This is a genomic window from Patescibacteria group bacterium (assembly GCA_041661625.1).
Lineage (GTDB): Bacteria > Patescibacteriota > Patescibacteriia > JAHIZJ01 > JAHIZJ01 > JBAZUB01.
The window spans coordinates 511,801-524,871 of sequence record JBAZUB010000001.1; the positions used below are offsets into that span (position 1 = coordinate 511,801).

Sequence of the window (13,071 nt, forward strand, 5' to 3'; positions counted from 1 at the left end):
TTTCTACATTCTCAATTCTAAATTCTAAATTGGCCTCATCCTACCAGCTTCCGCCGCCGCCGCCGCCAAACCCGCCGCCGGAAAACCCGCCGCCCCCGGAAAAACCCGAACTCTTGGGCGCCGGCGCCGTGAATGCCTGCGATTGAGTAGCGCGGGAAAAATCATGTAAGCTGGTGGCAAAAATAACGGCGTTAAATGTACTCCAAGAATTCCCCGTATACCAATCGGGTTGCTCGATAGTGATGCCTTCAAATTGTTTGGCCCAATCGCGCTCCACGCTCAACGCCACGGCAAAAGGCAAATAGGCCATGAATTGTTCCGGTTTCCTGGCCGGTGCGTTATGGAACTTTAACCGCTGCTCTTCGGTGACTGTCAAAAACTGCTTGAAACCTTGAATCTGTTCTTTGGCCAACACACCGCTTTGGGTGCGACGAGCCAGCGCTGGATAGAAAGCCATGCACAACCCGCCGCTGATCAATAGAGCGACGGCCAAGACAGTACTGTAGCCGAACGAGAACAACCCCACGAAAAACAGAATACCGCCCAAGACCGTAATCAAATTCCTAATTTTATTGGAATGCTTGTCAATGAAGCCCTTTGCCTCAGCTTCATTTTTTAATTTCTCTTTAATACCGGCTAGTTTTCTTGGGAAAGTAGTCTTTAAATCTGACAAGGTCACATCATTACCCGTGCTGAACAACCCAATAAAAAGCTCCCGTTCAAATTCGGTTAAATCCGCACCAGCTTCCTTCCGCTTGAGCAGACGATAAGCGTCGCCTTTTCCTTCGTATTGAATCTTTAAATATCCCTTTACGGCCAGATTTAAGATGGTAGCAGTAATATCCCGGGCGTCAATGCTTTCGTCAATCAGATAACCCAACAGGCCGGGTGACATGTCTTTGGGCGGCTCGTATTCGGGAATAATGGTGCCGCGTCCCCGTGGGTCTTTCCCGTGTCGGCGATATAAAGCTATCAGAATAGCCAGCATGATAAATGGCAAGACTACGGGCCAATTATCCCCCACGAATTTCATAATTCGTTCGAATTGCGTTGGCTCGGCAATTGATCCGGCCGGCAAGCGCAGTGCCACCGTTAAGTCTTCGCCACTAAGTATCGCGCCGGTAGCGGCCACATTAACACCGCTGACACCACTGAACGGTGTAATCGTGCAATTCGAGTCCGCCGAACCAATCGCTCCGGTATAGCAGCGAACTTTTTGGCCACTGATCAATATATCGCTGTGAATTCGAGCAGAGACTTCGATCATATCAACCTGCCAGTTATTGCCTGTAACATTCCAATACACTTCCGGCTCGCCATCAAACCATTTAATCGCGTTATCGACAGTATATTCGATTATGTAGGTATGCACTCCGGTAATCAATATGTCCGGATCACCGATCTTGATATCGACGTACCCACCGGAACGGCTTAAATCGTAGTCATACGCGATTCCATTTTCATCGGCCACTGACAAGACTTTGACGGCCGCGACGTATTTTGTACCGGCCGTGGAACGGTAAGAATACGGCACATCTCGGTAAATGCCGTGCCGTTCGATACTGCCAAAATTGTACTTAATGGTTTCGGTGACGTGCAGTTGTCCGGATGTTTCAATCTGTATATCGGATGAAAAGCTATCTACGTTTTCAGCGTGAGCCGCAAAAATTGGGCAAATTATCGCCAGTCCAGCGAGCAGCCCGATCCAATAGTATTTATTAATCAAGTTATTTTTCATCACTTATAGTATATCTGATATTTAACGGCTGACAAGGGCTTTTCATATTGTGCTAAACCACGTATGATACAGCAGTAAAAACTATTCCATGAGGCTTTCACTTTTCAACTACCATTTACCAAAAGAGCTGATTGCCCAGCGGCCAGTTCGACCGCGCGACCATTCTCGTTTATTGGTGCTCAATCGCAAAACTAAAAAATTCGAGCATCGGCATTTTTATAATGTTGTGGAATATTTAAAAGCGGGCGATGTGTTGGTGTTGAATAATTCCAAAGTATTTCCGGCCCGGTTAATCGGCCACAAGCCGACCAGCGGTAAGATTGAGATATTTTTATTGAGGCCAATAAACAAAAACACCTGGTCGTGTTTGTTGGGCGGGAAGAACCATAATGCCGGCCTATTGTTTTCCGTGGGCGCCCAGCCTCTCGCGAGAGGCCTGGGTCGCCTGCGTGGTGTGATAACCAAACGCCTCCCCGATGGCACTTGGCAGGTACGTTTCAATAAGTCGGGCGCGGCACTTCAAAACGCCATCAATAAATTTGGCCAGGCGCCCACACCGCCGTACATAAAAACCCGATCAAACCTAAAAGAATATCAAACCGTATTCGCGGATAAAACCGGCTCCGTGGCCGCGCCGACCGCCGGCTTTCACTTTACTAAGAAACTATTGCTTGATTTGAGACGTAAGGGCGTACAAATTGAATATGTCACATTGCACGTGGGCTACGGCACTTTCGCGCCGGTAAAAACAAATTTGATTGAACAACACAAAATGCACCCGGAGTTTGTGGAAGTCGATAAAGCCACCCATCAACGACTGCTGAAAGCGAAACAAGAACGCCGACGCATCGTCGCAGTCGGCACGACCGTGGTTCGTACACTCGAAACCTTACCCGCTCGCCCCATACATAGCCAGCGCTGGATTAATACTTTTATTTTCCCCGGATACAAGTTTAAGCTTGTCGACACTATGATTACCAACTTCCACGTACCTCAGTCAACGTTGTTGATGCTGGTGTCCGCTTTCGCCACACGTCCAATGATACTCAAGGCGTATCAAGCGGCGATCCAAAAGAAATATCGCTTTTATTCGTTTGGGGACGCGATGTTGATTGTATAAATAGAAAGGCCGCCAGGCTGTGCTGGACGGTCTTAGTTCTCTTTGTCCGATGTCGGAGCCTTTGGGGCAACCTTCTTGCAGACGATGGTCGATTCCACGGTCGCAGTCGCGCCGTCGATTTCGAGCGAAACCATTCGGCGCCCATACCGCCGCTTGCCAACCCCAAGGACAGTGACCGCGCACGGTCCGCCCTGAGTCTCCGTGAAAGCCTGCGGTTGGCCCAACTGAGCCAGGTTCACAAACAGCGGGCCGGCTGAGAGAACTCCGTCGTGGTTCGGTGGCCGTATGCGCACCTTGGTTGTGTCGGCAGAAACCGGGAGTTTGAGCGTAAACATCCGAAGCTCCTTTCCTTGTCTCGAGCCACTAGCAGACCGAGGGTTTCATATAATGCCCCCTCCGTGAACATCCACATTATACGCCGAGAGGTCTATCTGTCAATGTTCTACGATATTACTAATACAAGCTGGCAATTGAGGAAATAAATATCTCCGGCCAACGAAGTGTAATAGCTTCACTAATAAGCAATAGTCTTTGAAAGTGGCGATCTTTCTTTTTTCGTTATACAATAATTGTGTGTCGCACCGTCCCATATTCCGTGGGACGCGAAATGGCACAAAACTGGAGGGCGCATGTTACACGATCCGGATCCAGATACTTGGCCCCCCGATCCCCAGCCCGATGACCCGGATGATGATACAGGAGAGTAGGTAGCTACGACCCGCTATCATCAAACGAGCCTCGGCCTACGACGGCAACGGAGTAATCCTATGCCGTCATTATATATAAAAAACTGGCTTGACATAATAATCCGCCAGTTACTTTTCTTTTTACGCTTGCCCCAGCAACTCAATAAAATTCTTCAACACGTGTTTTTGCTGGTCATCCAGTTCGATCACCGGCCGATGCAAGATCGCGCGACTGATCAAATCCAAATACTCTTCAGAGTTGTGTCCCAGATGTTCTTTTTTGTTATGATAATATTCTTTAGCCACGTTGACCAATTGATCCATCTGTCCCGAGTAGGTCGATGGCACACTGATTTCCTCATGAAAAAAGCCCTGCTGGGTCAAATACAACTCCAGTTGATCTGTGTTCCAATTGGCCAGTGCCGGCTGATTGAATGGCGAAAGGTTCATAATGTTTTAGTATAATTTAGCCGTACTGGTGCCGGTGTAATAATAGGCCAGTATTTGCGCAGCTGTCGCACCGGCTCGGGCCCTCGACAACGCACCCAGCGCGCTCATGCCGACACCATGACCGAGCAGCTCCATGCCCTGACAGTCCGGGTCGGGCACCGATACCAGCCACGGGTACGGACCGCCGGACCAGACCTCTTCCCAGGATCTCGTCCGGCCATCACTGTGTGAATAATAAGGCGTGATCGCCAGCTCACCGTTATATGTAACTATCTGACCGGCCGTGGCCTCAACCATCTGAGCGACGTGCGGTGCCCTGATTTCAAAACCATACCCGCGATACACTTGATCGTTGGCCGCATCCACCGTGTAATGTTCGTCGGCGTGTTTAGTCTGGCGCTGAACGTGGTACATCGCGTAAGTACGTTCAGCAATACTCATCGTCTTCAAGAATTCGTCTGGATTGTCATTCCCGGCTTCGGCGATGCCGCGTAAGTATGACTCAATCGGTAATTGATTAATTACCCAGAGCTTCTGGGTCGCGGCCGCGTACTGAATATCAATCTGGTGACGAAACTTGTTATCATTAAGTGATAGATTCCAGGACGGGCGATTATCATAGTTGAGCAATTCAATTACGCCATCACCGTCCGCGGCTGTGACGCTGACCGGCTGGGTGGTAGTTTGAGTCACGGTCGCTGATTGAACCGTATATGTACCGGCCAGATACGAAACTGTAATCGGTTCACTAGCCGCCGCTGGCAGAAGCAATTGCCCATTGCCATCAGTAACATTGAATGGTTCGGCCATGGTCAACTGCACCGAACCGGCCGGTCTGTAAAGACCAACTCGAATGTCCGGCTCGTTGGTTAGTACGGTATGATCAGGCTGAGTGACAGTGATGGTGAAAGTCACCGTACCGTCTCGTACCCAGGCCAGGTTTTCAGCCACCAGAGCAAAGCTTTCAGTATATACGCCGGGTTGCAATGGCGCTTGCATAGTTAATATCACCCGCCCGATCTGGCCAACTGGTAAAACGCTGTTTTGCAGTCGGGATGGCCGATAAGGATACTCACTCCAGCTGGCATGCTTGAATGCCGAGGCTCGGCCAGCCGGATTGGCTACGTTTAGCGCAATGAAATTCTGGCCGGTATTGCTCCACGCCTTCAGGCCGGTATTCTTGAAATCGGCCATCAGGGTAAATACCTGGCCCGGCGCTACCGACAATGAAGTGTGGCTTTGGACTATCAGCTTGGCCTGGTAGGGCTTTGGCTGGGGCGTAACCGTAATAGCAAAAATGACCTGGCCGCCAGCCAACCATGTTTTATTTTCTGCGACCAGCGCAAACTTTTCGGTATATTGCCCACCCGTACTGGGCGCCTTAATGACGAAACGAAAAGTGGCTATTTCACCGGGTTTAACCTTAGTTTCTTTAAGCCGGGTGGGCCGATAGGCATATTCTTTCCAGCTGGCGTCTTTGAAGGGTGAGATTCGGCCAGCCGGTTCGGCCACGTTCATAGCCAGAAAGTTCTGGCCGGTGCGCGCCCAGGTGGCCGTACCGGTATTTTTGAATTTTGCCTCCAATGTATACGCGCGACCTGATTGAATGTTCAGCTTGGTAACGTTCTGACTGACTAGTTCGGCCTGATAAGTAGTTGCCGGCGCCCGATATGTGGCCACACCCAATACCCGGCTAGGTTCCGCCAGGCTTAGCTGTGTCGTGGTGGCAATTGAAGCCGCGCTGAAATACCCCCGATTGAGTCGCTCGGTAACTTGATTGAGTTGTATCACCGGCCAGGCTTGGACATCGGGAGTGAGCGCCAGCTGGGCGATGTTCAAAAGTATAGCCGATACTGCTACTGTCATCGAGAACAATCCGATCCGCGCAATGGACTCGAATGTCGACGTGCCCCAGTTTCGGCGCGCAAAAAAAGGTCCTCTCGAATTATCGAGCACACCCTTAGAAAAACAAATATTCGCAATGTCGTTTTGTTTTTGATTCACTGTCTTTTGATTTTGTTTTTGTTTTATTAGAACTGCATCGGTTGCGATTTCAGTTCTAACTCATTAATGATATCATTTTTTTCGCATTTTGTCAATGTTGAATCGACGATCGATTTCTTTTGAAGTGGTTAGCGACATCGATTGAACAATCAGATTGTTCGACCTATATAGAACGTTTGCCAGCTAGTTGAATAAATGTTATGATGAGCCCGTATTTTTTGAATATTTCAAATGTCACTGACCAGCCGCATCGCCCACAATACCCTGATTCAATTGATTAGCAAGATACTCTCCACCGGTATCGGAATTTTGGTTGTCGGAATGCTCACACGCTACCTGGGGGCTGAGGGGTACGGACATTATTCTACTGTCATCGCTTTTCTTCAGGTGTTTTCCATTGTACTCGACCTGGGACTCTATATAATCTTCGTCAAGAAAATCTCCGAGCCCGGCGCCGATGTCGACCGACTGACCAGTAACGTGTTTACTATTCGATTGTTAAGCGCGGTATTCTTCCTGGGACTGGCGCCGCTAATCGCTTTGTTTTTTCCTTACCCAGGGATTGTTAAGATCGGCATTGCCATTACCTCGATTTCCTATCTCTGCATTACGCTTAATCAGGTGCTGACGGGCCTGTTTCAAAAACGCCTGCGCATGGATCATGTGGCGATCGCCGAAAACATCGGCCGTTTCGTCCTGCTGGGTGGGATATTACTGGTGATTGCGTTGAAGCTGTCATTATTAAACGTGCTCGGCGTGGTCGTTCTGGGCAGCGTAGCCAACTTTCTCTACTTATTAATCATGACCCGGCGATACGTAAAGCTGAAGCTGGCTTTCGATTGGCCTATCTGGCGGAATATCCTGCAGGCTTCATGGCCGATCGGCGTATCGGTGGCATTTAATCTGGTATATTTCAAAGCTGACACGGTGATTCTTTCCCTCTATCATTCCGCCGCCGATGTGGGCGTCTACGGCGCTACTTACAAAGTACTGGAGGTGATGGTGACTCTGCCGGCCATGTTTGCCGGACTGGTCATGCCTGTGCTAACCGCCGCTTACGCCATGCGCGATATGGAACGGTTCCGGCGGGTACAGCAACGAGCTTTTGATTTCCTGCTGATGCTGGGCCTGCCGATCGTCGGTGCTACATTATTTGTAGCCACACCGCTAATGCGTTTCGTCACCGGAGCCGGCTTTGACGCGGCCGGTAATGTGCTGCGGATCTTAATTTTGGCAACCGGCGTAATATTTGTGGGCACTCTATTCGGCAATGCGATCGTGGCGGTCAATTTGCAAAAACGTATGATCTGGGGCTATGTCTTTGTGGCCGTGGTGTCACTGACCGGCTACTTTCTATTCATACCGCAATACGGCTACTATGGAGCGGCTTGGGTCACCGTGCTGTCGGAGTTTCTGATTACTACCATTAGTTTTGCCTTGGTATACCGCCGCACACGGCAAGGCCTAAATTTCAAATTCGCCATCAAAGCCATCATTGCCACGCTCATCATGATGAGCGCGATCTGGTTAACGCGCGACCTGCCCTGGTACCTGTTGTTGGTCGGCGGCACGGCGGTTTATGTTTTATCACTCTTGGCTTTCCGCGCCATTACCAAAGAGGAGGTTAAGGAAATCATCAGGTTACGTTCATGAAACACGTTTTGATATTCAAATTTCCCTACGCTTCACAATTAGGCGGCGGCGAAATGCACACCTTCGCTCTGGTAGAGGGTTTATCGAAGCTGGGTTATTCCTTTACGCTGGTAGCGACCTGCCCGGTACTCTTGGGCGAATTTAAAAAACGCCACTGGCCAGCCCGCCGCATTTGGGCCATGCCCGAACCGGTCGCCAAATGGTCGCTGATCCTGTTTCCATTTTTAGCCATACCGATGTGGCTAGTGCTGGTGGGTAATCTGATTTATTACCGCATTCGCTTTGGCACGCGCTTGGTCTACTGCCTATCGCTGACTGAAAAAATCCTAGCAGTCATCCCGGCTCGGCTGTTGGGTATGCGGGTCGTCTGGGCGGAACATGTCGGGTTCAAACGCTGGCTCAGCCTCAATCCACTGAAGATATTTTACCAATGGAATGCCCGCTGGGTCACGATTATTGTCATTTCGATGGCGCTGAAACAACAGCTGATTGCCATGGGCATACCAGCTAAACGCATCCAGGTGATTTACAACGGGTTTGACTTTCAGACCTTCGAACACAATCGGACGCCCTATCGTCCGCCCACCGCCGATCGCTTCATTGTCGGAACGGTGTGCCGGTTGGAAAAGGAAAAAGGCGTCGAATATCTGCTTCTAGCCGCACAGAAAATATTGCCGCTGATTCCGCAGCTGCGCATTGTAGTGGTGGGTGATGGCTCGGAACGCAAGCGGCTGGAATGGCTGGCCAAGAATCTGGAATTGGACGCGCACACCCAGTTTGTCGGCTACCAGGGCCAGCCGATTGATTGGATTCGTGATTTTGATGTCTATGCCCTGCCCTCGGTGGGACGCGAATCTTTCGGCCGGACATTGGTCGAAGCACTAGCACTGGATCGTCCGGTCGTGGCGTCGGAAATCGAAGGCACCTCGGAGATCGTCAAACAGATGCAAACCGGCTTATTGGTCACGCCGGGTGATTCGGAAGAGCTCGCCCAGGCCATCTTATACTACTACCAGCACCCGGAAGCCGCCCATCGGCTGGCGGTCGCCGGCCGGGAATGGGTCACCCAACAATTTTCCATGGAGCAGATGTTGAGCCAGTTTTATCAAACATTTGAATCACTAATATGATTCCTTTTCGGGCACATCATAATCGTTCCTGGTGGTGGCTCGGATTGCTTATGCTGGGTTTGATTGCGGTGGCTCTGGGATTGATTGTCGGCACACAATCACTAATCTTCATCATCGGCGGATTATTGGCGGTGATTGTGCTTGCAATGGGCTTACGTTCACCACTCGCCTTGCTACTCGGCGTGGCATTCTTTCTACCGTTCGAAAGAATTGGCTCATATGACTTCTCGATTGGCACCATCCGGATCAGCCAGTTATTGGCCGTAGCTTTAATCGCTGCCTGGGTGCTTCGGACAATCGTCGTCCGGCACAAGCATTTCCGGCCCAATCCAATCGCCTGGTTGATCGGCTTGTTCCTGCTGGTTAATCTCATTTCGCTGACCAATGCGTTGAATTTCCAACGTTCACTGGTGGTATTTTTAGTCACCTGCTTCACGCTGATTTTCAGCCTGGTTATTCCCGAGATTGTCGACTCGCCCACCAAGACCAATCGGATTGTCAATGCTCTTCTGATTACGACTTTCATCGTTACTATATTTGGATTGTATCAGTTTGCCGGAGACATGATGGGCCTGCCGACAACTTTAACCGGCTTGCGTGAGCAATATACAAAAGCCGTATTCGGTTTTCCGCGTATTCAGTCAACCGCGCTTGAACCGTTGTATTTTGCCAACTTCTTGTTATTGCCGCTGTCGCTTCTTTTCACGCTGTTGGTCAGCCGAGCCGGCAAAATTCGACTGTGGTGGTTGATTGGGTTGCTGTTGATCGGCGGTTTGAATCTGGTCTTAACTGTTTCGCGCGGCGGTTACCTGGGTATCGCGGTGTCGTTTGTTTGCATTGGCATTTTGTACCTGCGCAAAGTGTTCAACTGGAAATTTCTGCTGCCGGTGATCGGAGTATTTTTGATTATCTTGTTTCTGGTGCCGCGTTTGCTCGGCCTGGGAGATATTTTCAATTTGAATACAGGCACGTTCGTGTCGCACGTTACCAATGCGCTGTCCGGACCGGCATACAACGAGCGCCTCGCAACGTTTGAGGTCGCCCAACAAGCCTGGCGGGACCACCCTTGGTTCGGTGTCGGACCCGGCGGCTACGGACCCTACGCAGCGGCGATTTCAAACGTCGAGCCGAAAGACGGCTGGGCAATTGTCAACAATGAATTTATGGAGCTGCTGGCCGAGACGGGCGTATTTGGTTTAATTGTATTCTCGGCTATTTTAATAGTATTGGTCTTCCGATCCATCAAGGCAATTGTTCGTGCGCAGGATCCCTGGCTTCGAGCCATCATGATTGGCTTGCTGGCCACCATTCTCGCCTTCGTCGCTCAATATCAAACTTTTTCGGTACTTTATATCATGCACATCTGGTTCACCTTTGGTTTGGCGATCGCCGTTCAGAATCTTATTCTGTCACCCAAACGGCCATGATTCCCATCATTATCGGCCTGTTCATCTTTGCCCTCATCGCCCTATTCCGATTGCAATACAGCATCGCGTTAATAGTTTTATTGCTGCCAACATATTTGATCCGTTTTACCATCTTCGGCATTCCGTTTACGTTTCTGGAGTGGATGATTATTATCGTTTTTGTGGTTTGGCTGGGCGTGGTAGCGGTCAACGGCAGCTGGAGACAGATCCGCCTGCCCCTCAAGTGGCTACTGGTCGTATTCATGCTCGCGGCCACGATCGCTATCTTCGTTTCATCCGACCACCGTGCCGCACTGGGTTTGTGGCGGGCATATTTCATCGAGCCAATATTGTTTTACATTGTCATTGTTAACGCCTTGCGTTCGGCTAACCGCCGTTGGCTGGTCTGGGCGTTTGGCCTATCCGCACTTGGAGTAGCAGGCGTGGCTCTGGCGCAATATTTTGGCTGGATGGCCAGCTCCGAACCATGGATATCCGAAACGCCAAAGCGGATGGCTTCAATCTTCGACTATCCCAATGCCGTTGGTTTGTACCTGGCTCCGATCATCGGACTATTTTTAACCTTTCTGGCCACCAAGAATCACAAGTGGAATTATTTCCTATCCGGCCTGATTGTCCTGGCTAGTTTTGCCGCGATATTCTTTGCCAATACCCGAGGTGCTTGGCTTGGTATCGGCGCGGCGCTGCTGTTCCTGGCTTTAGCCAGTCACCGGAAAAAGATTGTTTGGTTAATAATTGGTTTGACTGTCGCGGCCGTGCTGATCATTCCCCAACTCCGCCACACCGCTCAATCAGTCGTGTCGGTGAAAGACACCTCCACCGATGTTCGGGTGGTGCTCTGGCAGGGTACCTGGGATCTGCTCAAGGCTCATCCCATCCTCGGTGCCGGCCTGGCTGGTTTTCCAAAATTGTACGATCAGTATCGGCAAATTAAACACACTGAACTGTTGCTCTATCCGCATAATATTTTATTTAACTTCTGGGTGGAAATAGGTTTGCTGGGATTACTGGCATTTGTCGGTATACTAGCCGCTGCGTTCAATAAAGGCAGGCAAAATATCCGCCGCGGCCGGTCGCCCGTATTGTCGCTGGGAATTATCACCGCCCTCATCGCTCTGATTGTCTACGGCTTGGTCGAGGCGCCATATTTCAAGAACGATCTAGCCGTTCAGTTTTGGGTGCTGGTGGGGTTGCTCTGGGTGGGAAGTGAACGAAGCTAGTATTACAACGAGACGCAAATCATTTGGCGCCGCATCATCCTCATAACCGATGTGTGTTTTTATTACCCACTTGTTGGCCTATTGACACTCGCAATCAATCGCTGTAAGGTCGTAACGGTCATCTGCGCAACCCAAGAAGGAGGCTCGAGCCATGAAAGTCGCACTAGTTGTCTTGCTGGTGTCGGTTCTATTCGCAGGCACGGTGTTCGCTCAGTCCGAGAACAGCATCGCCGCGGCCAATCAAGCCAAGGCGCTGTTCCTCAAGCAGGCCGGCCTGCCCGACAACATCTACAACATCATAGGACAGAACTTCACGTTCTTCTATGACCAGGTGCCAGCCGGTTGGAATTCGATCTCTGGCATCGTCTGGGGTATCGACTTCCGACCCGTGAAAGAGATCGATATTTTCGTCTCGGTCCCTTACATCAACGGCCTGCAGCTGAGATGGCTGAGGTACAAGCAGGAAAAAGGGCAGTGGTACTGGCGTGCCTTCGATACTACCGGCACTAACTACGCAGGCACACTCATCATCCTGACCACCAATCCCCCCGCGCGGTCCTAGCCAAAGGACCGCTTTATATTAGATTCGCATATATGACATCGTAACCTGGCAGCGCCACTTTACTTCCGCCGTACCTGTGCTATATTGCACCATTAAGTATCTTGATTGATCATTCGACACTCACCGGCAGATCACGCTGTCACATATCGGCTTCAACTTAATGGGAGGATTACTGACATGAAACCGCAGATTCCCGACCAGACTCGCCAAGTGTGTGTGCTCGTTCGGCGAGGACATACCCTCATGGACGGCCCACCCAAATCTCGCACGCTAACGGCCTTGGGACTGCAACAATGCCTCGACCATCGGGTAGTCTGGCAGAACGTAATCACAGCTATACCAACCGACCAGTTCGGTGAACCGGTCTATCGGGCGGGACCCTCGCCGGCGATGATACTGACCTGTTACCACCTCTTCCAACCCGGGCAGATTGAGATTGCTCCCGAGCTGGCGGTCTGCCACAGCTTGAAGGAACTGCCCGGTGACTGGTTCCAGATCAGGGTAGCAGCCGACATGACCCGCGCGGCCATCTTCCAGGACGCCTACGAAGATCGCGCCATCCGTGAAGAATCAGCGATCGGGATGGAGGCTAGACGACTGAGAGCCTTTCTGGATGGTGCTTGCGGAACGAATCGATTCGTGGTCGCGGTCAGCGATGAACCGGCGATCACCCTGGCGCTGCTAGACGTGGTGCCCAGCAGCGCGCTGGCGCTGGCTCCCGGTGAGGGTGTCATCGTGTACCGCGATTTAAGCGGACACTTTATCGGCGCCCAGAAGGTGGCCTTCGACGCACCGGTTTCAGTTTAGCTGGACCGGTTTTCTTTTCGTACACAAACGTAGGCGAGCAAACATTTGCTCGCCTATGGAACTTTTTTTGTAATAATACTGTCGTTTCGTTAACAACAACCATTGACATCGATCAAGATTTAGGGTATCGTCGATAGGTTCTAGCTTGTCTGATGTTCGTGTTGTAATAGCCAAGCTCATGATTCTCGAATGATCCACCGCCATTTTCGGGAAAGGAGACCCGCTTTGACCACACCGGACAACGCTACGCCAACCGCGCCCTCCGACATGGAGG

The 13,071-nt window shown here is 50.8% G+C and carries 10 protein-coding genes; 7 read left to right on the forward strand and 3 right to left on the reverse strand.

The features are described 5' to 3' along the window. Positions 1 to 40: 40 nt before the first annotated feature. Positions 41 to 1,738, reverse strand: coding sequence for a DUF2207 domain-containing protein (locus WC734_02540; protein ID MFA6198014.1), 1,698 nt, complete (start codon positions 1,736 to 1,738; stop codon positions 41 to 43). Positions 1,739 to 1,826: 88 nt separating this feature from the next. Here WC734_02540 and queA point away from each other — a divergent pair, with 88 nt between their 5' ends. After that, a complete protein-coding gene (gene queA / locus WC734_02545; protein MFA6198015.1) occupies positions 1,827 to 2,858 on the forward strand; it encodes a tRNA preQ1(34) S-adenosylmethionine ribosyltransferase-isomerase QueA in 1,032 nt (343 codons plus the stop codon). An 827-nt stretch (positions 2,859 to 3,685) separates the two neighbouring features. Here queA and WC734_02550 read toward each other — a convergent pair. Further along, complete coding sequence (locus WC734_02550) at positions 3,686 to 3,994, reverse strand: hypothetical protein (protein MFA6198016.1); 309 nt, start codon at positions 3,992 to 3,994, stop codon at positions 3,686 to 3,688. A 6-nt stretch (positions 3,995 to 4,000) separates the two neighbouring features. Then, positions 4,001 to 5,998, reverse strand: a complete 1,998-nt coding sequence (locus tag WC734_02555; GenBank protein ID MFA6198017.1) for a SpoIID/LytB domain-containing protein — start codon at positions 5,996 to 5,998, stop codon at positions 4,001 to 4,003. Between the two features lie 231 nt (positions 5,999 to 6,229). On the opposite strand from WC734_02555, the gene WC734_02560 reads away from it, so the two are divergent. The 6 genes from WC734_02560 (at position 6,230) to WC734_02585 (ending at position 12,797) form a co-directional block, all read left to right on the forward strand. Then, positions 6,230 to 7,651, forward strand: coding sequence for a flippase (locus WC734_02560; GenBank protein ID MFA6198018.1), 1,422 nt, complete (start codon positions 6,230 to 6,232; stop codon positions 7,649 to 7,651). Then, a complete protein-coding gene (locus tag WC734_02565; protein MFA6198019.1) occupies positions 7,648 to 8,781 on the forward strand; it encodes a glycosyltransferase family 4 protein in 1,134 nt (377 codons plus the stop codon). The genes WC734_02560 and WC734_02565 overlap by 4 nt, the downstream gene beginning before the upstream one ends. After that, positions 8,778 to 10,208, forward strand: a complete 1,431-nt coding sequence (locus WC734_02570; protein MFA6198020.1) for an O-antigen ligase family protein — start codon at positions 8,778 to 8,780, stop codon at positions 10,206 to 10,208. The genes WC734_02565 and WC734_02570 overlap by 4 nt, the downstream gene beginning before the upstream one ends. Continuing rightward, positions 10,205 to 11,428 (forward strand): O-antigen ligase family protein, encoded by a 1,224-nt coding sequence (locus tag WC734_02575; GenBank protein ID MFA6198021.1) that lies wholly within the window; start codon positions 10,205 to 10,207, stop codon positions 11,426 to 11,428. Before WC734_02570 ends, WC734_02575 begins: the two co-directional genes overlap by 4 nt. Positions 11,429 to 11,579: 151 nt before the next feature. Next, entirely contained in the window at positions 11,580 to 11,990 is a 411-nt protein-coding gene (locus WC734_02580; GenBank protein ID MFA6198022.1) for a hypothetical protein, read from the forward strand. 243 nt (positions 11,991 to 12,233) lie between these two features. Next, positions 12,234 to 12,797, forward strand: a complete 564-nt coding sequence (locus WC734_02585) for a hypothetical protein (GenBank protein ID MFA6198023.1) — start codon at positions 12,234 to 12,236, stop codon at positions 12,795 to 12,797. Positions 12,798 to 13,071 lie beyond the last annotated feature (274 nt).

What these genes read in the sequence shown, in the direction of transcription:
- WC734_02540 (MFA6198014.1), bottom strand. Translation starts at nt 1,738, where the DNA reads ATGAAAAATAACTTGATTAATAAATACTATTGGATCGGGCTGCTCGCT.
- WC734_02570 (MFA6198020.1), top strand. Translation starts at nt 8,778, where the DNA reads ATGATTCCTTTTCGGGCACATCATAATCGTTCCTGGTGGTGGCTCGGA.
- WC734_02585 (MFA6198023.1), top strand. Translation starts at nt 12,234, where the DNA reads ATGGACGGCCCACCCAAATCTCGCACGCTAACGGCCTTGGGACTGCAA.
- WC734_02560 (MFA6198018.1), top strand. Translation starts at nt 6,230, where the DNA reads ATGTCACTGACCAGCCGCATCGCCCACAATACCCTGATTCAATTGATT.
- queA (MFA6198015.1), top strand. Translation starts at nt 1,827, where the DNA reads ATGAGGCTTTCACTTTTCAACTACCATTTACCAAAAGAGCTGATTGCC.
- WC734_02565 (MFA6198019.1), top strand. Translation starts at nt 7,648, where the DNA reads ATGAAACACGTTTTGATATTCAAATTTCCCTACGCTTCACAATTAGGC.
- WC734_02575 (MFA6198021.1), top strand. Translation starts at nt 10,205, where the DNA reads ATGATTCCCATCATTATCGGCCTGTTCATCTTTGCCCTCATCGCCCTA.
- WC734_02550 (MFA6198016.1), bottom strand. Translation starts at nt 3,994, where the DNA reads ATGAACCTTTCGCCATTCAATCAGCCGGCACTGGCCAATTGGAACACA.
- WC734_02580 (MFA6198022.1), top strand. Translation starts at nt 11,580, where the DNA reads ATGAAAGTCGCACTAGTTGTCTTGCTGGTGTCGGTTCTATTCGCAGGC.